Annotated in this window: 25 protein-coding genes and 1 pseudogene; 5 read left to right on the top strand and 21 right to left on the bottom strand. The window is 57.4% G+C overall.

Features of this window, described 5'->3' with window-relative positions; all coding sequences use genetic code 11:
• Positions 1–54 precede the first annotated feature (54 nt).
• The 8 genes from AC1DCP_RS24360 to AC1DCP_RS24395 all read right to left on the bottom strand — a co-directional run bounded on the left by AC1DCP_RS24360 (position 55) and on the right by AC1DCP_RS24395 (position 5,300).
• On the bottom strand, positions 55–336 hold the full coding sequence (locus AC1DCP_RS24360) for a chorismate mutase (protein ID WP_476774729.1): 282 nt from the start codon (positions 334–336) through the stop codon (positions 55–57).
• A 51-nt stretch (positions 337–387) separates the two neighbouring features.
• Positions 388–972 carry a DUF308 domain-containing protein gene (locus AC1DCP_RS24365; protein ID WP_173998372.1) on the bottom strand — a complete coding sequence of 195 codons (585 nt, stop codon included), beginning with the start codon at positions 970–972 and terminating at the stop codon, positions 388–390.
• A gap of 51 nt (positions 973–1,023) precedes the next feature.
• The gene (locus tag AC1DCP_RS24370) at positions 1,024–1,353 is read right to left on the bottom strand and encodes a hypothetical protein (RefSeq protein WP_080850536.1); all 330 of its coding nucleotides are present in this window, start codon (positions 1,351–1,353) and stop codon (positions 1,024–1,026) included.
• A 34-nt stretch (positions 1,354–1,387) separates the two neighbouring features.
• A complete protein-coding gene (locus AC1DCP_RS24375; RefSeq protein ID WP_013637168.1) occupies positions 1,388–2,164 on the bottom strand; it encodes a molybdopterin-binding protein in 777 nt (258 codons plus the stop codon).
• A complete protein-coding gene (locus tag AC1DCP_RS24380) occupies positions 2,161–3,015 on the bottom strand; it encodes a cytochrome b/b6 domain-containing protein (protein ID WP_080850538.1) in 855 nt (284 codons plus the stop codon). The genes AC1DCP_RS24375 and AC1DCP_RS24380 overlap by 4 nt, the downstream gene beginning before the upstream one ends.
• 108 nt (positions 3,016–3,123) lie before the next feature.
• Positions 3,124–3,750 (bottom strand): hypothetical protein, encoded by a 627-nt coding sequence (locus tag AC1DCP_RS24385; protein ID WP_065689106.1) that lies wholly within the window; start codon positions 3,748–3,750, stop codon positions 3,124–3,126.
• Between the two features lie 76 nt (positions 3,751–3,826).
• A complete protein-coding gene (locus AC1DCP_RS24390; RefSeq protein WP_003519161.1) occupies positions 3,827–4,417 on the bottom strand; it encodes a TetR/AcrR family transcriptional regulator in 591 nt (196 codons plus the stop codon).
• A gap of 55 nt (positions 4,418–4,472) precedes the next feature.
• Positions 4,473–5,300 carry an oxidoreductase gene (locus AC1DCP_RS24395; protein ID WP_065689105.1) on the bottom strand — a complete coding sequence of 276 codons (828 nt, stop codon included), beginning with the start codon at positions 5,298–5,300 and terminating at the stop codon, positions 4,473–4,475.
• A gap of 93 nt (positions 5,301–5,393) precedes the next feature.
• Between AC1DCP_RS24395 and AC1DCP_RS24400 the strand changes: the two genes are divergently transcribed.
• A complete protein-coding gene (locus tag AC1DCP_RS24400) occupies positions 5,394–6,305 on the top strand; it encodes an AraC family transcriptional regulator (RefSeq protein ID WP_065689104.1) in 912 nt (303 codons plus the stop codon).
• A 51-nt stretch (positions 6,306–6,356) separates the two neighbouring features.
• On the opposite strand, the gene AC1DCP_RS24405 is transcribed toward AC1DCP_RS24400, so the two are convergent.
• From AC1DCP_RS24405 to AC1DCP_RS24425, 5 genes are all read right to left on the bottom strand, one after another.
• Entirely contained in the window at positions 6,357–7,046 is a 690-nt protein-coding gene (locus AC1DCP_RS24405) for an aspartate/glutamate racemase family protein (RefSeq protein ID WP_065689103.1), read from the bottom strand.
• 266 nt (positions 7,047–7,312) lie between these two features.
• Positions 7,313–8,068: an SDR family oxidoreductase gene (locus AC1DCP_RS24410; protein WP_476774730.1), complete on the bottom strand. Its 756-nt coding sequence runs from the start codon at positions 8,066–8,068 to the stop codon at positions 7,313–7,315.
• Between the two features lie 88 nt (positions 8,069–8,156).
• Positions 8,157–9,575, bottom strand: coding sequence for an MFS transporter (locus tag AC1DCP_RS24415; RefSeq protein WP_080850540.1), 1,419 nt, complete (start codon positions 9,573–9,575; stop codon positions 8,157–8,159).
• A gap of 80 nt (positions 9,576–9,655) precedes the next feature.
• The gene (locus AC1DCP_RS24420; RefSeq protein WP_244561990.1) at positions 9,656–10,339 is read right to left on the bottom strand and encodes a TetR/AcrR family transcriptional regulator; all 684 of its coding nucleotides are present in this window, start codon (positions 10,337–10,339) and stop codon (positions 9,656–9,658) included.
• A 9-nt stretch (positions 10,340–10,348) separates the two neighbouring features.
• Positions 10,349–10,729, bottom strand: coding sequence for a winged helix-turn-helix transcriptional regulator (locus AC1DCP_RS24425; RefSeq protein ID WP_065689099.1), 381 nt, complete (start codon positions 10,727–10,729; stop codon positions 10,349–10,351).
• A 46-nt stretch (positions 10,730–10,775) separates the two neighbouring features.
• Here AC1DCP_RS24425 and AC1DCP_RS24430 point away from each other — a divergent pair, with 46 nt between their 5' ends.
• Positions 10,776–11,585 carry an SDR family NAD(P)-dependent oxidoreductase gene (locus AC1DCP_RS24430; protein ID WP_065689098.1) on the top strand — a complete coding sequence of 270 codons (810 nt, stop codon included), beginning with the start codon at positions 10,776–10,778 and terminating at the stop codon, positions 11,583–11,585.
• A 45-nt stretch (positions 11,586–11,630) separates the two neighbouring features.
• Here the strand turns inward: AC1DCP_RS24430 and AC1DCP_RS24435 are convergent, their stop codons facing one another.
• Entirely contained in the window at positions 11,631–12,617 is a 987-nt protein-coding gene (locus AC1DCP_RS24435) for an alpha/beta hydrolase (protein ID WP_065689097.1), read from the bottom strand.
• Between the two features lie 250 nt (positions 12,618–12,867).
• Here AC1DCP_RS24435 and AC1DCP_RS24440 point away from each other — a divergent pair, with 250 nt between their 5' ends.
• Positions 12,868–13,776 (top strand): nucleotidyltransferase and HEPN domain-containing protein, encoded by a 909-nt coding sequence (locus AC1DCP_RS24440; RefSeq protein WP_065689096.1) that lies wholly within the window; start codon positions 12,868–12,870, stop codon positions 13,774–13,776.
• A 461-nt stretch (positions 13,777–14,237) separates the two neighbouring features.
• On the opposite strand, the gene AC1DCP_RS24445 is transcribed toward AC1DCP_RS24440, so the two are convergent.
• The 3 genes from AC1DCP_RS24445 to AC1DCP_RS24455 form a co-directional block, all read right to left on the bottom strand.
• The gene (locus AC1DCP_RS24445) at positions 14,238–14,489 is read right to left on the bottom strand and encodes an antitoxin (RefSeq protein ID WP_065689094.1); all 252 of its coding nucleotides are present in this window, start codon (positions 14,487–14,489) and stop codon (positions 14,238–14,240) included.
• A gap of 506 nt (positions 14,490–14,995) precedes the next feature.
• Positions 14,996–15,940 carry an alpha/beta hydrolase family protein gene (locus tag AC1DCP_RS24450; RefSeq protein WP_065689093.1) on the bottom strand — a complete coding sequence of 315 codons (945 nt, stop codon included), beginning with the start codon at positions 15,938–15,940 and terminating at the stop codon, positions 14,996–14,998.
• A gap of 37 nt (positions 15,941–15,977) precedes the next feature.
• Positions 15,978–16,736 (bottom strand): SDR family oxidoreductase, encoded by a 759-nt coding sequence (locus AC1DCP_RS24455; RefSeq protein WP_080850543.1) that lies wholly within the window; start codon positions 16,734–16,736, stop codon positions 15,978–15,980.
• Positions 16,737–16,834: 98 nt separating this feature from the next.
• On the opposite strand from AC1DCP_RS24455, the gene AC1DCP_RS24460 reads away from it, so the two are divergent.
• Positions 16,835–17,734, top strand: coding sequence for an AraC family transcriptional regulator (locus AC1DCP_RS24460; protein WP_173998360.1), 900 nt, complete (start codon positions 16,835–16,837; stop codon positions 17,732–17,734).
• A 336-nt stretch (positions 17,735–18,070) separates the two neighbouring features.
• Here the strand turns inward: AC1DCP_RS24460 and AC1DCP_RS24465 are convergent, their stop codons facing one another.
• Positions 18,071–19,030 (bottom strand): MBL fold metallo-hydrolase, encoded by a 960-nt coding sequence (locus tag AC1DCP_RS24465; RefSeq protein WP_080850547.1) that lies wholly within the window; start codon positions 19,028–19,030, stop codon positions 18,071–18,073.
• A 93-nt stretch (positions 19,031–19,123) separates the two neighbouring features.
• Here AC1DCP_RS24465 and AC1DCP_RS24470 point away from each other — a divergent pair, with 93 nt between their 5' ends.
• Positions 19,124–20,077, top strand: a complete 954-nt coding sequence (locus tag AC1DCP_RS24470; RefSeq protein ID WP_065689089.1) for a LysR family transcriptional regulator — start codon at positions 19,124–19,126, stop codon at positions 20,075–20,077.
• 249 nt (positions 20,078–20,326) lie between these two features.
• Here AC1DCP_RS24470 and AC1DCP_RS24475 read toward each other — a convergent pair whose 3' ends face one another.
• The 3 genes and pseudogenes from AC1DCP_RS24475 to AC1DCP_RS24485 all read right to left on the bottom strand — a co-directional run.
• Entirely contained in the window at positions 20,327–21,046 is a 720-nt protein-coding gene (locus AC1DCP_RS24475) for an urease accessory protein UreH domain-containing protein (protein ID WP_476774731.1), read from the bottom strand.
• A gap of 2 nt (positions 21,047–21,048) precedes the next feature.
• A complete protein-coding gene (locus tag AC1DCP_RS24480) occupies positions 21,049–21,489 on the bottom strand; it encodes a YqaA family protein (protein ID WP_244561991.1) in 441 nt (146 codons plus the stop codon).
• A pseudogene (locus AC1DCP_RS24485) lies at positions 21,479–22,498 on the bottom strand (MFS transporter); the annotation flags it as partial. The pseudogene AC1DCP_RS24485 and the gene AC1DCP_RS24480, both read right to left, overlap by 11 nt.
• Between the last annotated feature and the right edge of the window lie 7 nt (positions 22,499–22,505).

Below are 22,505 nucleotides of genomic sequence, written 5' to 3' on the forward strand. Positions count from 1 at the left end.
GATCGATTTTCCACTCCGATCCACGGCTGCGGTAGCACAGGCGCGACAGACAACTTACTTCTTGGCCGCAATCTCCCTATGCCGCTCCACCACAGCACCCACGATCATTGTCATCAGCCGTTCGACAAAGTGCCCACTGAGGCCAACATCACTAGCGATGCTCATCAGTCGATCCAATTGGCGTCGCTCTCGCTCATTATCGATTGCCGGCAACGCCTGCTTAGCCTTCAAATGGCCGACTTGCTCGGTACAGCGAAAGCGTTCGGCCAGGATATAGAGGAGAGCTGAATCCAGGTTGTCGATGGTCCTCCGATGCAAGTTGCCCTGCCGCATCATCTGTCATCATTTGAATATCTTCCAAGCGGTTTCATTGGCGCGAGGTAGCGCTTACGAGATGGGTTGCGTACTGCGACGCGACAGGGCGATCGACAGCCAAATTGCCGAAACCAGAAAGTAGAATGCCCCGACGCCAGCGTAGCCCGCAACCGTTGAGATAGAAGGTTCCTGCGGCATTTGCGCTTGAAAGATGAAGAGTGCACCGACCAAAGAGGATTGGCCACCGCTCAAAATCATCGCCCACTGCCCTCCACTCGTTATCCAACGCCTCACGGCAGTTCCAAGCTGCAACAGCCCCGAAAAAATCGCCCATAGACCGAAAGCGCCGAGAACCCAGTTCATGTTCATTGTCAACGCCAGGATCACGGCTATCGTCATAACCGAGCTCGCTGCGACGTTGATCGCTTGGCTCCGGTTGGCGGCAAGACCACCGCTCCTTGCGGCATCGATAACGTTCGCGATTGCATCCCAAGCGGGATAGATGATCAGCAGTGCGGCAGCCACCGCAAAGGAATGTCGTCCGGCAGTCAACGCAGCCGCGACCCACAGCACTGAGAAGGCCGCCCTGGTAAAGTAATACTGCTTGAGCCACTGGTCGTTGCCGCGCGGGGCACGGGAGGTCTGGTTGTGCGACATTGTTTTCTTCCACTTTCTGAACTGGTTGATTGATGGTTTGCGCTAGCGTCGTCAGATGAAGACGACATGCTTGCCGAAGAGGGTGTTCTCGTCCCATTCAGTACGGTCGATCCGATCGCTTTCGCCGGAGAGTTTCCCGGCTGACATCTCGGAACTATCGAGGTCATGCGAGCCGCCTTGAGAGGAAACCTTTGCCCCGCCGCCGTGGGAACCCTTGATGCGCGCACTTTTCTCGAAGGCATCGCTGATCGCCTCTTGGTGCCTCGCCGCCCATCGGCCGTCAGGATCCGAGAGGATCGAACTGGTTTGGTTGATTTCGACCTGTCGTGAAGGTGCAATTGCTGAAATCGGCATCGCATTCTGGACTTTGCGTCGGCTCATGGATTGTTTTCCTGTGGTTTGCCATTTGGTGGCCTTAGATGCCGGCGTACCATTCGTAGCCGCGATCTTCCCAATAGCCGCCGTTCCCGCCCCACAGGCCGGCGAAGCTGTCGACCAGTTCGATGCGCATGATGTACTTGGCCTGTTTGTACCCCAGTTGCCGCTCGACCCTGAGACGCAAGGGCGCGCCGTGACCAACGCTAAGGTCCTCGCCGTTCATCTCGTAGGCGAGGATGGTTTGCGGATGAACCGCGTCGATGAGATCAATGCTCTCGTAATAGCGGCCGCTTCCGTCGAGCGTCTTTTCGAGTTCGTCGGCACAATGCAGGACGACATATCGCGCCGTCGGCTTGACGCCAGTAAGGCGCAACAGATGGGCGAGCGGAACGCCTCTCCACTTGGCGATGGCGCTCCAGCCTTCGACGCAGTCATGGCGGGTGATCTGGGTGCGGGAAGGAAGCGCCTTCAGATCTATGAGCGAAATCTCTCGAGGCCGATCAACAAGACCGTCGATCTTCAGTCGCCAGTTTGTGAAGTGACCTTCCAACAGTTCCGCATATTCATCGCTGTCGGGAGCACTCGTTCCATTGACACGGAAGGAGGGGGAAATGTCCTTTTCGTCAAACTCGCGCGCCAGTGAATCGCGCCCCTGAAGCAGTCTCTGGGCTTTCATGGTCAGATGCTCAGCTGAGCGAAGGACGTTTGCGACGTCTGCGTTCTGGTCCAAGAGGTCGCAACCCGAGAGAGTAAGGGCGCTGGCCCCGAGCGTGCCGCCGATGAGAAAGCGGCGTCGGGTGAAAAGCTTGCTCATGATTTCTGGCCTTTCTCCTGGATCGCATAGCGTCCGGTGATCATCGAGCGGATGTTGTTCCAGGTCCCGGAAAGGACCACCATTGCCACGTGCACGATGACGAAGATGACAAGCGCCGACGCTGTGATGAAATGGATCGTGCGCGCGGACTGGCGTCCGCCGAAAATATCGACAAGGGACGGCAGAGCGGCATCGACGCCCGGCGACATTGTCAAACCTGTCAGCACCATCAGCGGCAGCAGAACGACAATGACCCCCAGATAGGTGAGCTTTTGAAGCGCGTTGTAGTGTTTGGCCTCCTCCCCTTCCGGAAAGCGGAGCCGAGCGTGGTCGAGGATTTCGCGGCCGAGGTGGCGCGGCGAGATCTCATGGGGCTTTGGCGCGAGGTCTTTGCGGAAATGTCCGCTCAGCACGCTGAAGCCGAGATAGACAATGCCGTTGATCACAAACAGCCAGGCGAAGAAGAAATGCCAGCGACGTCCGGCCGCAAGATCCTGGAATGAAGGGATGGTTGCCCAGGAGGGAAAAGCGCGTGAGACTTGTTCGCCATCAGCCTGAGAAACGCCAAGCAGGCCCGTCGTGGGGATCTCCAGCCCGGCAATACGAACGAAACCGCGCGGCTGACCACCGCCATCATCTGAGCCGATTGTCAGGATGGCAGGGTCGCCGTTCGCGCCATAATGACCCCAATAAAGCTCCGGGTGGGCATTGAAGATCTGAAGCCCGCTCAAAAGAAGGAAGCCCAGGCAAAGCACGTTCAGCCAGTGCGTAAGCCGAGTCACAACTGAGTGGCGGCGGATAAAGATCGTCCGAGGGTATTGAACATTGTCATTGGAAGCGTCTGCGCTCATCTCAGCGTCTTTCATCTGTGCATTAGCGGCTGCACACCAAGCAGCGTCGATCTGTAGTCACTGGCCGAAGCAGTAAGGCGGCTGCTCCGGCCAGTGACGGCGTGGTCTTCACATGGGTGGAACCACGCCATTCTTGCCGACGACCACCTGATGGGCGATAGGGCCTGTTGCAGTCTTTTCGGCGGTGATGAAGACAACGGCGCCAGGAACGAGATCATCCTTGGTGGCCGCGGCGATGGTCACGACCGGTGTCCCATCCGGAATGGCGATCTTCTTTTCCTTGCCATGATAGGTCACGGTGACAGTCCGGCCATCGACGCCTTTAACGGCATCCGCGACTGTCGCATTGGTCATGCTGCTGTCGGGCTTCAGATCCCAACCGTAGCTCCCCTCGCCTGTGCCTTTCATTGCCGGCGGGAAAATAAGGACCTCAAGCGCACCATCGCCGCCGTCGGCCTTTGGCAATGATGCGATACCCACAAAATCGCCCGGCTTGATGTCGGTGACCTTTGCGTTGGCAACGCTGGCGACTTTCCACTCGTCGGCAAGGGCGACGTCGACGGTCTCACCTTCGCGGGTCTTCACTTTGAGCGTTGACGCCTGGTAGTCGACGATGCTGCCGCGGACATGGATCGGCGCGGCTTTCTTATCTTCGGCAGATGCGGGTGCCGAAAGGACAGTTACAGCAAGGATGCTGGTCAGCCCGAGGGCCAAGGCTGGGAAAGTATTTCTCATTTTTATCTTCCTACTAGTTGGTAGTTTCGATTGACGCGATTGACGCGATTGACCCGAGTAGCCTTGCCACGCAGGATTAGTGAGAAACCGTCGGCGTGAGACGATTGAGGGCAGGTTCGAGTATCATTGAGAACACTTCCGGCTTCCCATTGGCTCTCGCCGAAAGCATTGCCCCGTAGACGGTTGCCAGAAATGTTTCGGCTTCGACATGCGGCGCACTGGTAAGACTCAGTTCGCCCTGCTTGGAACCTCGCTCCATGACCGAAGCCAGCCACGAGGAGATGAAGCGAAAAAAGTTCGTAACCTCGGTTGCGACTTCCGTGGGGAGGGATGGCAGTTCACTGGCAAGCATAGCACAGACACAGTAGGGTCTGCTGGCATCCTCAATGCATGCAGCCCAGTGGTTTGCATAAGCCTTGAGGATGTCCAGAGCATTCGGAACCTTCTGCTCAAGGACTGCCACGCTTGCCTGGCCATCCTCCCGATAACGCTTGACCAGCTCACGCACCAGATCGACCTTGCTGGGAAAATGATGATGAATGCTTGCTTTGCGGATACCGACAATCTCCGAGATATCGGCGTAGCTGAAGCCATTGTAGCCGCCGCTTATCAGAAGGTGTCGGGTGGACGCCAGAATGTCGTCCGAGGTGGTCGAAAGATTGCTCATGCAGCTTGTCTACCTTCTAGTAGGCAGATCGTCAACAGCAAATTTTTGGGTTGCGTTAGCCGTCCGTGGAGACAGTCACGCCCTTCCAAGCTTCGATTTCCTGGGTCAGGCGTTCGATCCGCGCCGTTACATGTTTGAGCGCATCGCTGCCAAGGAGAAGTTGCGGCGGGGGATTGTCAGATTCGATGAGGGTAAGCACCGCGTCGGCGAGCTTTTGCGGATTTCCGAGCTGCTTGCCGTTCACTGCCTGACGCGCCTCGCGGATCGGATCAAACAGGGTATCATAGTCAGCAATGGAACGCTCTGTGCGGACCATGGAACGGCCTGCCCAGTCCGTCCGAAACGAGCCGGGGCAAAGGGTTGTTACGTGCACACCGAACGGCGCCATTTCCAAACGCATGACTTCTGAAATACCCTGCAACGCGAACTTGCTGCCGCAGTAATAGGCGATGCCGGGCATGGTGATCATGCCGCCCATCGACGTGACGTTGACGATAAAGCCGCTTCGGCGCTCACGGAACCTCGGGAGAAACGCCTTGGCGACTGCAACGGCGCCAAACACGTTCACGTCGAACTGGCGGCGCATCTCCTCGATCGGCGATTCCTCAAGCACACCCTCGTGACCGTATCCGGCATTGTTGATCAGCACATCGACTGGCCCGTGTTCGCCCTCCGCTTGCTGAACGACGTCAGGGATGCGGTCGAAATCGGTTACGTCGCAGAGGACCGGGCGCAGTTCCGGGAGGGCCTTTGCCAGCGCTTCACGCGAAGCTTCGGATCGGAGAGTCCCGATGACCCTGTGACCGGCTTCGATTGCGGCAGTGGCGATGGCCAGCCCAAAGCCCGAGTTCGCCCCTGTTATGAAAAACGTTTTGCTCGACATTTCTGAAACTCCTTGATTACCCGTTGATGTGACAGATAGTCTGGAGACAACGCGGGTTCGATTGCGGATCCTTTTAGAGTTTTGCCAATTCCTATGAACTGTAAAACGCCGCCCTCTACAGATAACCAGTGTGCCGCCTTGGCCGGACAACTCGCTCCTCGTCTTGGCTACAACCAGACCGGGCTCGGTTGTATCCGTATCCTACGCACGGAAGCAGTGCTGAATGACATTCCGGTTCTTTATAAGCCGGGTGCCGTGTTCGTATTGCAGGGGAGCAAACACGGCATTCTGGACGGGGAAATCTACCTCTACGACGAAGACCACTATCTTGCCGTTTCGGTGCCCGTTCCCTTCCGGATGACATCTACAGCCAGTCCACGGCGGCCACTGCTCGCGGTCTATTTAGAGTTCGACATGCAGATGGCGGCCGAGATCTCCACGCAGCTCGAAAAACTCGCCGGTCCTGCAAGCGTCAAGCCAAAAGGGCTCTTCTCGAGCAGGATGGATAGCAGTATCGAAGACGTCCTGCTCCGCTTGCTCACGGCGCTTGGCAGTCCGGTTGAGGTCGCTGTCCTTGGACACTCCATCCTGCGTGAGCTGCATTACCGGGTCATGTCAGGGCCGCAAGGCGGCGCAGTGATCGCGGCCCTGCAGCGGAAAGGGACGTCGGGAAAACTGGTCGAGAGCCTGGCATGGCTGCGCAAAAACTACGGCTCTGAAATCACCGTCGCGGACCTTGCCAGAGCGGTGGGCATGAGCGTTCCTTCCTACCATGTCCATTTCAAGGAGCTGACAGGCTCAAGTCCCATGCAATATGTGAAGGCGATGCGGCTCCATGAAGCGAGACTGATGATCGCCCGCCAGACTGGAACAATTGCAGAGGTGGCGGCGTCAGTGGGCTATGTCAGCCCGGCGCAATTCAGCCGCGACTTCAGACGGCATTTCGGGCGTACCGCATCGGAAGAAGCGAAGTGGGTCCGGCATCACCTGGGCGAACAGGTTTGACCATTGCCCCTCACCGTTCTCACGATCGATCGACCGTCAGAACACAACATGTCATTGTAAAGCAGCTTGAAGGGCGGCTTTGCAATGAATGAGGGTCGTGTCGAAGACGGGAACGCCTACGTGATCCTGGTTTAACAGCATACCCACCTCGGTACAGCCGAGGATAAGACAGTCGCAGCCTTTGTCGACCAGGTGCTGCGCAATCCGTTCATAGGTCAAGCGGCTCTCCTCGCGAACGATGTCGCGGCACAGCTCTTCATAGATAATACGATGGGTTTCAGCTCGATCATCAGCTTCAGGGATCGTTGGCGACAGCCCCTGAGCGATGAGACGGTCGGTATAGAAGGTCTGTTCCATGGTGAAGGCGGTTGCCATCAAACCCGGTCTCCGGAAACCGCGGTCGACGATAGCGGTTGCAGTTGCGTCCGCGATGTGCACGAAGGGAATCGACACCCCGCCCACGATCTTGTCCGCCACCTTGTGCATGGTGTTTGTCGCAAGGATGAGGAGGTCGGCGCCGCCGCGCTGCAGCGCGATAGCATGTTCATTGAGGATTCGGCCCGCCGCGTCCCAATCGGAGGATGCCTGCAATTTTTCGATTTCGTCGAAGTCGACAGACCGTATGAGAAGCTCGGGAGAATGAAGTCCTCCCAGGCTCTCGCGGGTAAGCCTGCAGAGTTCTCGGTAATAAATCTGGGTTGATGTCGCGGACATTCCGCCAAGTATGCCGATGGTCTTCAAATGTTTCTCCATGTTCATACGTTAGGTATGTTACCGCTCAACGGGCGCTTGAGCAGAAACCAGGCCACCCATATTTGCTACCTAGGTACGATTGCAACGCAGGAAAACCACCAACGGAGTGGAGAAATTCCTGGATGATGGCCGCCGCCCGCTTCGCCAAATTTACGCGCACAGTGCAGCGGAGGGAACTCCGCAGCCCATGCGCGCCCAAATTCCGCGTTATCACCTACAGGACAGAGCGGCGAGGCACCGCCTCGTATTAATGCTCAGGCACTGATGCCGCCATCGACGAGAATGCCTGAGCCGGTGATGTAGGCTGCACCGGGCCCCGCAAGAAAGGCGACGGCCTCAGCGACTTCTCTGGTTTTACCATATCGAGCAATCGACAGGTTTGGCAGAATAGCGGCTGCAAGCGCGCCATCGGCAGGGTTCATGTCAGTATCAATCGGACCTGGTCGAACCAGATTGACGGTAATTTCCCGAGAGCCCAGCTCACGTGCGAGACCGCGCGTGAAGCTTTCCAGCGCAGACTTGGTCGCGGCATAGACCGCGATCCCCGCGAACGGCACAGCCAGACCCGCATTGCTGCCGGTACTGATGATGCGACCTCCGTTGGGGATGTATTTCAGCGCTGCCTGGGTGATCAGAAAGACGCCGCGAACATTGACGTTCAGCTGAAGATCAATCTCCTCAAGTGGCTGCGTGGAGAAATCACTTGCGGAAAGGACACCGGCATTATTGACGAGAATATCAAGGCCGCCGAGCTCAGCGACAGTTTGTTCGACGGTAGCCATGGCGGAGGATGTGCTCGCGGCATCGGCATGGATGGCGATCGCATTTCGACCCATGGCGCGGATCTTGGCAACGAGAGCTTCCGCTTTCTCGACCGACTTCTCATAGGTGATCGCAACGTCGGCACCATCCTCGGCCAGTTTTAGCGCAATTGCCGCACCGATACCGCGTGCCGCACCGGTGACCAGCGCGCGCTTGCCGGAAAGAGGTAATGTGGAGATGTTGTTCATGGAGAGTACCTCTGAATGTCTCTGTTTTGCTCGGGAGTTTCACGCCGTTTCAGCGCGATCGGCTAGTGATGCGCTGCTATCGCGCCGCTCATCGACGCAACGGTTGGGGCGATGTCAGGCTGACGGAAAGCCATCCCGCGATGAGAAGACAAATGGCAATTGCAACGGCTGCAACGCTGTATGCTCGGCCAATGGATTGAACGTCTGTGGCCGACCCCAAGATCGAGAAGAACAATCCGCCAACGATTGCGGCTGCCAACGCACCGCCAATCTGAAACATCGAATTGACCAGACCAGAGGCCAATCCTGACTGCGTCCGGTCCACCCTTTGCACGATGCTCTTCACCAGGTTTGGAAGGGCGATCCCCTGCCCCGCTCCGATAAGAAAAAGCGCAGCAAAAAGGAATTGCGGAAGGCCATTCGAAATCAAGGCCGCCGTTCCAAACAACCCTGCAGCTTGCAGCACCATGCCGGCGCCGGCGGAAAATCTTCCGAAGACGCGGAGGATGCGCTCACTTGCAAAAGGACCAAGGACGAAGCCGACGGCCGCAGGAAGGATCGCCAGCCCGGCCTCGAAAGGCGTCAGACCAAGGCCACCCTGCTGATAGACCGAGAATATCAGCCAGAAGGCCGCAAGCGAGTAGAAGAACAATGCAGCCAGCAGCCCGCGCATTAGTCCACGGTTTTGCAGCAGGCTAGGTGCAAGAATCGGATCTCTCCCCGCCGACTCCAGGTGTTTCTCATGCCGCCAGAACAGGAGGAAAAACGGGAGGGACGTGGCAAGCATCAGGATTAGCCAGATCGGCCACCCCTGCTCCCGCCCCTCGATCAGCGGCGCAATCAGCGCAGATAGCGCAATCGCGATCAACAATGCTCCGCCAAGATCCAGTTTGCTTGGGCGCTCAGATCGGGTTTCCCGCAACATGATGAAGGCCGACGGCGCAGCGACCGCGACAACTGGCAGATTGATGAGGAAGATGGCTCTCCATCCAAGTCCAAGGATATCAAGCGCAATCAACGCACCACCGAGAAACAGACCAACCATCGATGCAACCCCGAATGTCAGGGCATAAAAGCTGAGGGCTTTTGATTTTTCGTGGTCTGGGAAAATCGCATTGATGGAAGCCAAGGCTTGCGGTGCCATGATTGCCGCTGCAAACCCCTGAAGGATACGGCCAGCGACCAACGCGGCCTGAGACCAGGCAAAACCGCATAAGGCAGATGCGGCTGCAAACCCGACCATTCCAGCCAGAAAGACATTTCGTCGACCATAGAGATCTCCAAGCCTGCCCCCAGTGATCAGCATCACAGCATAGGTGGTGGCGTAACCGGAGATAATCAGCTGCATCGTTGACGCAGAGGCCCTGAAATCCTCCCGGATCGAGGGCAGCGCCACATTGACGATGAAGAAGTCGAGCGGTGGCAAAAAGGCGCCGGTCAAAAGGATGACCAGTGCTATCCATCGACGTGGATCGAGTTTGTCATCGGGATTGCTGGTGTCTCTCATAAGTCTCTCCACATCGACCAAAAAATCGATCGACGGTTTGCAATGTTAAGTATTTGGAACTATTTGGTTCCAAATTTGGGTCAGCCAAGTGCCTTCAGTGCCAGTTCGACCATGGCCCTCGTCTCAGCGCGATCCGCTCCTGCCTTGGCCAGGACCCGCATGCCCTGAATCTGACACACGAGGAACCTGGCGAGCGTTCGTTCATCCAGCCCTGGATCGATTTCGCCCAAGCCCTGGGCCCTTATGATCGCCGCCGCATAAAGATCTTGCAACCGTCTGAACAGCCGGGAAATACGTGGTGCGACCTCTTTATCCTCTGGTAGCATTTCGACAGCTGCAAAGACGACAAGGCATCCACGCAGACCTTCCGTTCCCGATGCTTGATCCACTTGTTGAGAAAAAGCGTCTCGAATTGCGGCTTTGGGCGACGGATTGGAATGCAGCGTTTCACCGACCGAGCGAACGGCTTCCTCGATGTAAGCGTCGAGGGCACGCAGATAGACGCCTCGCTTGTCGACGAAAGCCTTATAAAAGCTGCCTCTGGAAAGCTCCATGCCCTCAAGCAGGTCGGGAAGTGATGCATCGTGATATCCACGATCCCAAAATACCTGCATTGCTTTTCGAACTGCTTCATCGAGTTCAAATTCTCGAGGGCGACCAACGGACGCGGATATTTGAGTGCGCTTGACCATGGAGTCAATATGGAACCATTCAGTCCATAATACAAGCGATATTTTCGGAATGTTGCGCCAAGCGTTCGGCACCCAAGTTAGTTATCGACGCCGTTCGACAGGATAATCCCGAGAGAATTCCCTGACCGCCATCAAAATCGGCATAAGCCCGTGGCCTGCTGAACTCAGCGAGTATTCGACTCGAGGAGGCTGCTCTTGAAAGTCGTGTCGGATTATGAGGCCGTCATTTTCCAGTTCCCTGAGATGTTGCGTTAGCATCTTCTGGGATATGCCAGGTATGTCTCTCATGAACTGCGATGCCCGCAATGATGGTTCGGCGAACAATCGGAAAAGGATCGGCAGTTTCCAACGTCCTGTGATCATCCGAAGCACCCTGCTCACATGAGAGACAGATCCGTCGGCTCCGAGGCATGTCGCCCTGTCCTCGACAGGCACTTTAAAGTGCGTAATTGCCTGTTTCATCAACGAACCTCATATCTGCAGGAGACGATAACACGGATGAAATATCATGGACTTACAACTCCAAAACAAGGTTGCACTGGTCACGGGAAGCAGTAAGGGGATTGGCGAGGGCGTGGCCAGAGGCCTCGCAAAGGAAGGGGCAACCGTTCTTGTCCACGGTCGCGACAGAATGAAAACAGAGGAGGTCGCCCATGATATCATATCCTCTGGAGGTCATGCTTTCGCGGTATTCGGCGATCTGACAGTGCCGGATCAGGTTGATCGTCTGGTTCGTGATTCAAAGGCTGCAGCAGGCTCGATCGACATCCTGGTCAACAATGCCGGCGGATCTGCCCCGGCGGAGGATTGGACCTCGACAAACTCTGAAACGTGGGCCGCTGTCTATGACAGGAATGTGCTCGCATCTGTGAGGATCATCTCGCTCGTTCTGCCCGCAATGAAAGCGTCGCGGTGGGGTCGGATCATAAACATCTCAAGCCTAGCGGCCCTGATGCCGCCTGCAAGTCGACCGGACTACTCTGCCGCCAAAGCAGCCATGATCGCGATGACGGCGTCGCTCGCAAAAGACGTTGCTGCACACGGCATCACCGCAAACACCGTTTCGCCTGGAACGGTGCATAGCATCAGTTTGGATACCGCATTCCGTAAGAAGGCCATTGAGAAGGGGATGGCCATTGACGCCCCCTGGAATGACATAGAGAGAGAAATCCTGCCAATGTTTGCTCAGGTGCCCCTTGGAAGGGTCGGAACCCTCGAGGAGATTGCGGATGCGATTGCGTTTCTCTCGAGCCCCCGTGCCGGCTATATCACAGGAGCAAACCTCCGACTTGACGGAGGAATGTGGCCAGGGATGTAGCAGGTCAACAGAGGGGCTGCGCCAAACCTGTGTGGGTTTCCCGCCTCAGTTCCAGTTTGCCATGACGAACCGGTGGATCTCCGCTTCGAGTTCCTGGTCTTCCGGTGTCCCACCCATGAAGCCACCATGGGGCATCGCTTCAAAGACGTGCAATTCTGTTTCCACGCCAGCTTTTCGCAAGGCTCGATGCATCCTCACCGTGTTCGATAGGAACAGGTCACGCGTGCCGGTCTGCAGGAATGTCGGCGGAAGGCCCGCCAAATCGCCGAAGAGCGGTGATAGATAGGGATTGGAAAGATCAGCACCACCGGCGTAGAGCAGGTTGTTTGATCTGAGCGGGCGCGGCAGAACGAGATCAATCATCTGGTTTGTTTGGAAACTGTCGCCCGATTCGGTGAGGTCAACCTGTGGCGAGAGCAAGACTAATCTGCCGGGCATTGGCATGCCTTCATCTCTCGCCCGCAGCAGCATGGCGGTCGCCAGATTGCCGCCTGCCGATCGACCCAAGATGACCACCTTGTCGGAGGAATGACCAGTCAAGACATGGCGATACGTGGCCAAGCAGTCATCAAGAGCGGCCGGATATGGATGCTCAGGCGGCATCCGGTAGTCGACGCCGTAGCATCGAACGACATGCTGGTGCGCCTGTCGACGCGCACTGACGCGGCAGGCCTCACCGCCTCCGAACACCAATGCGCCGCCATGCAGATCGATCAGTGCGCCACGAGCATCAAATTGTCCGTGCGGCGTCGCGACATGGATCGTTGCTTGTTCGACTACAATTGTCTCGACTGTGGACTGCAAACTCCCGGCAAGATCTTTTGCCGCGGCGGCGTAATGCGCATCTACTACGGCTTTTTTATTCATCCAGCCGGAAAAGTCCTCCGGAGAGGGCATTTCATACTGCGCATTGATGGGACTGCCGTCCTTGTCGACCAGGCGCGACAGTGACGCTTGCGCTTCGACGCTGATGGACTGTGGGGGGTGAATTGTCCGTGAAGGGATGGCTGCGCTGCCTGTAAAATCGCTCATTTCTTGCTCTGTCATTGGTGGAATATCGACATGTCTGTGTTTCGGCATGGAATATTGACGGTTCTGGCGGGGCGGGATGTGGACGAGACTTGGACCACCAGGAGGTAGTTCATGTATTCTTATTCCGACAGACCTCGATCCTAAACCGAAAAATGGCGTCCTAGCCCCTCAACCCCTACAACAATGTGGAGTAGCAATCGCCACCCGATCACGGCTAGAATATCCGTTCAGAAGAATCGATGGTGAGGCTATGAAAACGGATATCGGACATCTTCCGCAGACAAAGCAGCGCGAACTGGGAAGGGTGGTCCGGATCATCCACGAAGAGTTCGCCGGCATTGTCGAGCGCTCGAAGTCCGAGGCCAAGAAAGACGGGCAGATTTTCAAAATCATTCTGTTCGGCTCCTACGCCCGTGGCACTTGGGTGGATGAGCCGCACACGTCAAAGGGCTATCGATCGGATTTCGATATTCTCGTCATCGTTAGCAACAAGGAACTGGCCGATCCGAAATACTGGGACAAGGCAACCGACCGGCTGATGTGGGACAAGGAGATCGAGACACCCGTTGGTCTCATCGTGCATGGAGCACGCGAGATCAGCAATTTTCTGCATGATGGCCAAGCCTTCTTCGTCGATCTCGCCCGTGAAGGTGTCGTGCTCTATGAATTCGACGACCGGCCGTTGGCTGAAGCGAAACCGCTCAGCCCTGCCGATGCACTCAGGGTGGCGGAGGAGCATTTCCGCAGGCATTTTCCTGATGCTCAAACCTTCATCAGGTTGGCTGGGTTTGCCCTTAAGGATAACAATGCCAACATCGCGGCCTTCCAACTTCATCAGGCGGTCGAGACGGCCTACAACTGCTTTCTCCTGACAGTGACAAACTATTCACCTGCGTCACACAACCTCAAATTCCTCCGAGGCCTTTCAGAGGATCGTGATCAGCGGCTGGTCGACATCTGGCCACGCGACCATCAGCGTTTTACCGCATGGTACAACGTTCTCAACGAGGCCTACGTCAAAGCGCGCTATTCGAAGCGTTTCGAAATTTCCGAAGAGGCACTCGCCTGGCTTCAGGACCGAACGGCACAACTTCACGCCCTGATCGAGGCGCTCTGCCGCGAGCACATAAACAAACTGCAGCAGGTAGCGAAGTCCTGACGGCGGTGATGCAACGGCTGCCGGGATAGCACAACCGCCTGGTTTTGGCCGGTTTCGCTCTTGAAGGGATCAGAACTGACGACCCATGTTTCGGCCACGCAACAACGACGATTCGTCGGTCTTGGGCTCACATAATCTCGCCTCCGCCCAAACGTCATTCTTTCAGACGATCCACCGAACGCTTCATCAGATCCATTCGTTCGTGAAAAATCGCTACGATAAGGGCGGGCGCATCCTCACGAAGCAGACAAAAGACGTAGTGGTGCTGGCATCGCGCCATACTTAACGCCGGATAAAGCGCACTCATATCCTTGAACGAACCTCTGCCTTCGGCAAGGGTTGCGATACCTCGCTCCAAACCCGAGACTAGCGGCGTACCTGCGCAGCACTCCATTGCGTATATGTGTAGCGGATTACCGAAGGTAGATCTGATTCCGCTTCCGCGGTAAGAATATAGGCAGTTAAACGCGACCCTCGGAAACCTCCTCGTCAAGGATCTCCCCTACAGTTTTGGTCGACAGTCTCCCGGCAAGCCCCTCATTGACGCGCATGTTCATCAACGTCCTCAACTCCCCCCAGATTCGCTCTGCGTCTGCGTCACCGGGGAAGAGGAGCTCAAGCGCATACTGCTTGATTGTCTTGCCTTGCAATGCTGCCAGCGCCTTCAGGCTTTGATGTTGTTGATCCGTTATGTCGATCGTCAATCGGCTCATCTAACGCAGTCCAAATCTAAGAAAACCCACATTAACGCATATGTAGTTTTGTAGCCACCGCTGATGCTTGTCCGATGTCGCTTGGAGGGCTTTGCTATTTCGGAGACTCTGATCCCCCTACCTTCCTCCGCTCAAGCACAATCCCTACCGATCAATGGACGTGTGCGTATTAAGGTCTTGAGCGGAATCGAACCTGCGACCTGCCAATCAGACATAATAGCTAACTGAATTATTGATTGATTTAACGTACGTGGATTGGTAGTGCGGCGTAATCGCCTGTCATGGAAATACTCAATGCGCGGCGGCGGTGGGACCATGAACAGCGCGGATCTGGAAGAGCGACCAGATCAACAGGTACGGGCGAGTAGCCCCACCCGCGTGCCCGCGACGTAAGCCGCGAGGGTCGCCTGCGTTGAAGCGGTCGCCACCAATATCGCGAGCGATCTCGGTAAAAGCGGGCATAACAAGATCAGTCCCGACGATGCCTAAGACAATCGCCCCCAGGTCTAGATCTGCTTCTCTCTGACCGCCGCAAGCGTTGCGACCTCACCCTTAAGTGCGAGGCAAGCTCTCGGCCAAGCGCCCTTGTCCGCGCCGAGCGCGGTCTGAAGCCAGGCGAGCGTAAGACGTCGGGTCGCTTCCAGCACGTCTGGTGCTTCAGTGTCTGTTTCCTTTGCGTCGAGAGCTGCAATGCCGCCAAGACCATGCCCGACCCCGTGCATCATCAGCATTTCTTTAGCGCCCGGTGCATCGTGGAATGCATCTGCATGCCACTCAGGACCGCGGGTTGTAAAATGCGGATTGTCCATATCACCGCAAACGACGAGGCTGCGTGTCGATAGCGTCGAGAAATCGACGTCGAAAAACGGAAACCGGGCAGCACTCTCAGGCGTCATGTCCTTGCCGCCGCGGCCCGGTGTCGTCAGGAGAACGCCGGCCGAGATTCTTGGATCGGAAAAATCCTCACCATCCACCTGCGCGCCGAGCAGGAGCCCAACGGTGTGGCCGCCAAAGGAATGACCGACCGCGCCGATGCGTGAATGATCCATCCGGCCAGCAACGGCTGGCGCCTCCCGTTCAATTTCGGTCAACTGGTCAAGGATCGCCTTCATCTCATTGACACGCTCGCGCCAGAAGAATGGCGTGCCGGATGAATTTGACGGCAGGCCACCGACGCGAGAACTCGCATGCGTCGGCTGGATCACCACGAACCCTCTCTCGGCCCAAAACTGGACAAGAGGAGCGTAACCGTCCTTTGACGGAATGTAGTTGGATGGGCCGTAGCCATGCGACAGCAGCACGATCGGAAGCTTGGCCCCCGTAGCGGGGGCGGTCAGACGCAGTTCCAATGGCTGGCGGCCGTGCATCGAAAGACGGATCGGCGTGTAGGCTACGGTGAGAGCGGCCTCAGGTGTCGGAATATGCATCGCGAGATTGATCAGATTATTCATGGGTCTGGACCTTCAAAGGTTGATTTGGGTGATGATGTTAGGCGAGCGAATGACCGGCTTCGCGATATGAGGTTTCCGCGTCCGCTCCGGCCGGGATCTTCATTGGCGCATCGCTCTCTGTCACAGACCTCCAGACAGCCTCTGCGACCTCATCCGGCGTCGTGACTTCAGTCCCGGATCTCAACTTCGTCAGGTAGTCTTGGACGAATGCTTGGTAAGGCTCGGGGATTTCCATGCCCATGCGCGAGACAGCATTCTTGCCGAAGCCGGTCGTCGGTGCAGAGCCAGGTAGGACGAGTTTAGCGCGGATGCCGAACAGCGCCGCCTCGAGCGCGAGGCTCTCCGTGAAGGCATTGAGCGCTGCCTTGCTGGCGCGGTAAACCGAAAGCGCGGGCAACGGCCTTATCGTGACGGCCGAGCTGACGTTAACGATGACGCCTGAGCGACGGGATCGCATCTGCGGAAGGACAGCTTTTGACATCGCCATCGCACCGAAGACGTTTGTCTCGAACAGTTCGCGGATATTCGACATCTCCGTGCCTTCAAGCACATTGAGCATGCCGACCCCGGCATTGTTGACCAGAGCATTGATCGTGCCGGCGGTTTCGACCGCCTCAGCAATGCTGTCCGCGCTGGTGACATCCAGCTGCAGGATTTCGAGCCTGTCGTTCGAAGGAAGAAGGTCGCTTCGAGGCGTGCGCATGGTTGCGACGACGTCCCACCCGGTGTTCAAGAATTTGCGTGCGATGGCGAGGCCGAAACCGGACGAGCAACCGGTGATGAGGATCTTTGGCATGTTCCGTCTCCTGACATTTAACAAAGCTGAAGATGGACCTGATCAACCGGACCTTCTATATGCTCATGTCCGAGATTGTTTAGCAGAAGTCCGAATTGATGACCGATCCGGTTGCCGAAGTTGTTTCCTTGTTGAAGCCGAGCCCGTCGATATCAAAGCTGGTGACGGGCGGCGGTCGGTGGCTCGTTGAGCGTACGGAGGTCGGAAGCCCCTTCTACTGCGCCGTGGTCGAGGGCCGTTGCCTGATGACGATTGCCGGTCGTGAGCCAATGGTGCTCACTGAGGGTGACTTCGTCCTGGTCCCAAAGATCTTCTCATTCACGATGAGCAGCATGGAGCCGCCACCACGCGGCGCACTTCCCCAACGTCTGGAAACCAGCCCCGGTATCTTTCGCCTGGGCGACCCGGAAACGTCGGCGGAGATCAAGGCACTGGTCGGGCATTGCACTTTCGGCTCGGATGACAAAGCCCTTCTCGTATCTCTGCTGCCGGAAGTCATCCATGTTCATGGTGAAGAGCGACTGATCGCTCTCGTCCGAATGATCAACGAGGAGACGAGGGCTGATCGTGCCGCGCGCGAAATGGTCCTCCACCGATTGCTCGATGTGTTGTTAATCGACGCGTTACGATCGGCAGCAAGCGCCAAAGCGCCGCCGGGTCTCCTGCGTGGCATGGCCGATCCGCTGCTGGCGCCGACCTTGCGCCGGATACACGCAGATCCGGGTCGTAGCGTGACGGTGGAGACGCTTGCTCAGGAGGCTACCATGTCTCGCTCGACCTTCTTCGATCGTTTCCGCAAGGAAGTTGGTGTAGCACCGATGGAATACGCGACGGGATGGCGTATGGCACTGGCAAAGGAGTTCCTCCGCGAGGATATACCCATAGCGGACATTGCCGAGCGCGTCGGCTATGGATCGACCAGCGCTTTCAGCGTCGCCTTCAATCGGCATGTGGGAATGCCGCCCGGCGTCTATTCGCGGGCAGTTGGTGCGGCTTAACGCTTCCAAACCTTACCCGCCGATATAGGCGGCCAGCGGCCCTGTGGCGATTGGGCCGTCAAAGGTTAACAAAGCTTGAAGGCAGGCCCCGCTTTGGGGTCATGCTGACTTCACTGAAAGTTTGCAACAGGCACGACACACCCCTAGCACTCGTGGCGACAACGGGCTGGGTGCGTCTTGCCGAGCACCCATAGATTTTTCTAATTTCCGGTCCGCTCGACCCGGACCAGTAGCGAGTTGGTTCCGGCCGACCGACCTGTAGGAAACGACCTTTGTCGCTGCGGAAGACGGGGCTATCTCGAGCCCAGTCTTCCCATCGCTCAATCGGGGGGAATCCTAGGAGTAGTTGACCGGGAGCCAGTCATAATTGGTGCTATCTGTACGCACGTGGCCGATTCCGGGGAACGCAATATGTGCGCCTGCCACAAGGTATTTGCCTTCCACAGCCTGCCTGAAGGCGACGTCGCGGGCAGCAACGGCGGCCTTCTGTTCGATATCGAATTCTATGGCGATGCCGGGCTCATCGAATTGCAGGATATCGCCATGGGTGATGTCGCCCCAGAAAACGATCTTCTGGCCTTCGCTTTCCAGCGTGATGGCGCTGTGACCCGGCGTATGTCCCGCATAAAGAATCGAGCCCAGACCCGGGACGGGTGCTTGGTTATCTCCGAAGGTTTCAAATTTTCCAGCTCGCACGTAAGGCGTCACGCACTGGTCTGCCTCGCCAAAATGCTGCTTGACGATGCCGGTCGCCGCTTTGGCGTTTTCCGGGCTCAGCCAGAATTTCGCCTCCCGCTCATTGACCCGTAATGTGGCGTTAGGGAAAGTGCGTTTGCCTTCGCTCATCAACCCACCGGAATGATCGGTATGAATATGGGTGAGGATGACATCGTCAATGTCACCTACCTTGTATCCGGAAGCCTCGATGTTGGACACGAGCTTGCCGAGCGATGGGCCCAAATAGGTACCGGTGCCTGCGTCGATCAGCACCAGTCTTTCGCCGGTGTTGACCAGGAATGCGTTGACGGAAGTTGGTACGATTTCCGGCAGAAAAGCATCATTCAGAGCGTCCTGCGCGTGTTCTTCGCTAGTGTTGGTGTAGAGCTTGGCGAGCGGCAGGGCAACTGTGCCGTCCAACAGGGCTGTGACCTCTACGGAGCCGATCTTCAGCCGGTAGAAACCCGGTGCCTGAACAGCGGCAAAAGGCGCCTTGGCGAAGACGATTGATGGCGCGACAAAGGGCGCTGCGACTAAGCCAGTCAGAGCGCTTTTGAGAATGGAACGACGAGATGGCATGGGTTTGCTCCTTACGTTGTGGTGCGGAACGGCTTGCAAGTTCCTGCCCATCAGCTAAGGATGCGCTAGTCAGCAATCAAATCGATACAACTTATGCAGGTCATCGATCATTTCAATCTTCGTTCCTTCGACCTCAATCTTCTCGTCGCCTTCGATGCGATGATGGAAGAGATGAGTGTAACGCGTGCAGCACAACGATTGAAAATCCAGCAGCCCGCCATGAGTCATAACATAGCCACCCTGCGCACGCTGTTTCAGGATGAGCTGTTCATCCGTGTCGGGCAGGTGATGAAGCCGACGGCGCGGGCGCTCAATTTGTCTGGCCCGGTGCGGCAGGCTCTGCGACAGGCGCAAGCGGCGATGTTGATGACGGATGCCTTCGATCCGGCAACCGAGCGGCGTACATTCAGGCTGGGGCTGTCCAGCGAGGTGGAACTATTGTTGCTGCCTGACCTGACCGCTCGGTTGCGCGATATCGCGCCGGGCATTCGTATTCTGGCTCGTGGCGGCGATGCACTGGAGATCGAGGCGATGCTGGATTCAGGCGTCGTCGACCTGTCTGTGGGATGCAGCTATCTCCCGGATTCACGGCACCATTGCGAACCGCTTTATCAATCCAGCGTCTTGTGCTGTTTCAATCCGCAATTGCTAACGCTTACCAACCCGGTGAGCATGGATGCCTATTTGGCCGCACAACATGCGGTGATCTCGCAGACCGACAGCCTGCATGGCTGCGTCAAGGATGCTCTGGAGCATGCGGGTGTAGAGCTGGAAGTGGTGGCGGCGGCTCCCGATTTCATGTCGATATTGGCCACGGCGCGTTCGTCTGCGGTGATTGCCACCGTATCTTCGCGCATCGCGCTTCGTTATGGGCCGCTGTTGGGACTTGAGGTCAGCCCGGTGCCACTGGCACTTTCTTTTCCGCCCGTGGCAATGGTTTGGCCGCTTCATATGGAAAGCGATCTTGGCTGCGCATGGTTGCGGCAACAAATCCGTCAGGCGATGCTAAGAACAAATGGGAGCAACGCCGCGGATATTACGGCGTGACGGGCGTGGCGATGAGCATGTGTCTGAAGTCCTAACGCCTTGAAGGGTTATGAACCAGCGGCCATGTTATTAGAAATTTCCTGTGTAATAGATCCACTAGGCGAGCCAAGCACTTGGCCGGGCTGGCATGACTGATTTCTGGTGGGAGCGGAATGTCAGCTAGCATTGTGACGCGGACATTAGGGACCCGCCTCCGTCAAATGAGAGCCGTACGTCATAGCACCTGCAACGCTTTGAGCGGCAGCCGTCTTACGCGAGGGTCATTGTCGCAACTGCGACCATGCCGAGTCCGACGGTGATCTCCAGCACACGTGACAATTTGTCGAGCCTCTGCTGATTGCGGCTGAACAGCCGGTAGAAGACTTTCCTGAAGGAAACAGCCAGAAGCGCGACGACAGACAGCGTCAACGCTACGCCGCCCAACATGAGGACGGCAAACAGCAGTCCTGGGGCGGGCACCCCGCGCGCGGTTGCATAGGTCATGACGAACAGGGTCAGCGGACAGGGAATAAGACCGGCCACGAAGCCAAAGCCTGCGCCCTCCTGGGACCTATGGTTGTGGCTAGTGGAACGCAGACCTCTCCAGATCATCCAGAGACCGATCAAACCGATCACGCCCAGGCTCAAGTGTTCCAGAAGTGGCGACGATCCCGGTCCCGAACCGCCGAACATGTAATCGATCAGCGGCAGGGACAGAAGAACGATCAGGACCGAGATGGTGATATGCGTCGCGGCCAGGACGATGGCGGTGAGCAGCGCGCTCCGCAGGCTTCCCTTTGAGCCCACAACATAGGTCGCCATCAGCAACTTGCTGTGGCCCGGCATGAGCGCATGGACAGCACCCAGCAGGAGCCCCATGGGCAGGAACGCAAGAAGCGCGACTGAGCCGCCGCCGTTTGCGAAGGTGCTTATATGCTCGCCGAATGCGAGATAGGTCTCTTTCTGATACTCCAAGAGCCAGGTCAGCATGGTCAGGCCACCGTGAGCGTCGCCCAGGCCAGCACCAGATAACGGCCGACCTTGGCGATGGTAATGAGCGTGAGAAATGCCAGGAACGGCACCCGCAACACACCCGCGACGACCGTGATCGGATCGCCGATGATCGGTACCCAGCTTGCCAGCAGGGACCATTTTCCATAGCGGCGGTACCAGCCTTCGGCCTTTTCGAGCTTTTCCGCCGAAACCGGGAACCATCGACGGTCGCGATAGTGTTCGATCCCCCGTCCGAGCATCCAGTTGACCACGGAGCCGAGCACATTGCCGAAGCTGGCAATACAAATCAGGGCGGCAAGCGGATATCGATCGGCGAGGATCATCAGCGCAAGCACCGCCTCTGACTGTGCCGGCAGGATGGTGGCAGCCAGGAATGCAGCACTGAACAGGCCGAAATAGGCCGCGAGATCAGTGCTCACGCGGCCATTCCGGATGCAGGCGATCGATCATGAAGGCGTGGCTGTGTCGTTGGCCATGGCGGTGGTGTCCCTCCATCAGATGCGGATCGCTCTCTGCCAGATCATCATGGCTGTGCTCGACCTCCACCTCGTCAGAGGGCCGCCAGGCCCAGATCGCGACGATAAAGCCAAGACCGGCCACGAGCGCAAGGAGGATCGCAGCGGACGACAGACCGATCATCGCGCCGAGCCATCCTGACAGTGGATAGGTCAGCAACCATGCGGCATGCGACAAGGCGAAATGGGCGGCGAACAAGGCCGGTCGGTCCTCCGCATGCGCGGACCGGCGCAACAATCTGCCTGATGGTGTCTGCACGATCGAGTAACCCAGCCCCATCACCAGCCAGACCGCCAGAAGCACAGAGTAATTGCTGACGAAGGCGGTCAGAACCAACCCGCCAATGAGGATCGCCGCTCCGGACAGCATCACCGGCCGATCGGCGACCCGATCCAGAAGCTTGGGCAAGGACAGGGCAGCGAGCATGGAGCCGCATCCGAAAGCGGCAAGCGCGAGAGCAGTGTCGGTCTGGGTAAGCCCCAGCTCCGCCTGGACGAAGACGACGGTGTTGACGATCACCATGGCGCCCGAAGCCGAAACGGTGAGGCAAAGGGCGAGCAGGCCACGCAGTCGTGGTGTCGCCAGATAGAGGCGAAGGCCGCGGGTCGTCCGCTCATAGATGCTTCTGCGCTCCTTGGCTGGATGGTTCGGCAGGGCCACGGATACGACCAGTGCCGCAGAAACCAGAAAGCCCACGACGGTCCCGGCAAACAACGAATGAAAAGAAATGACCGTCAGCAGGGCTGCCGCCAGCATGGGGCTGACAAGGCTCTCCAAATCATAGGCGAGCCTCGAAAGTGACAGGGCGCGGGTATAATCCTTCTCATCCGGCAAAACGTCCGGGATGGTTGCCTGGAATGCCGGGGTAAAGGCGGCGGAGGCCGACTGAAGCACGAAGATCAGCACATAGAGGGGTCAG

The organism is Agrobacterium sp. 10T429, from assembly GCF_056393925.1.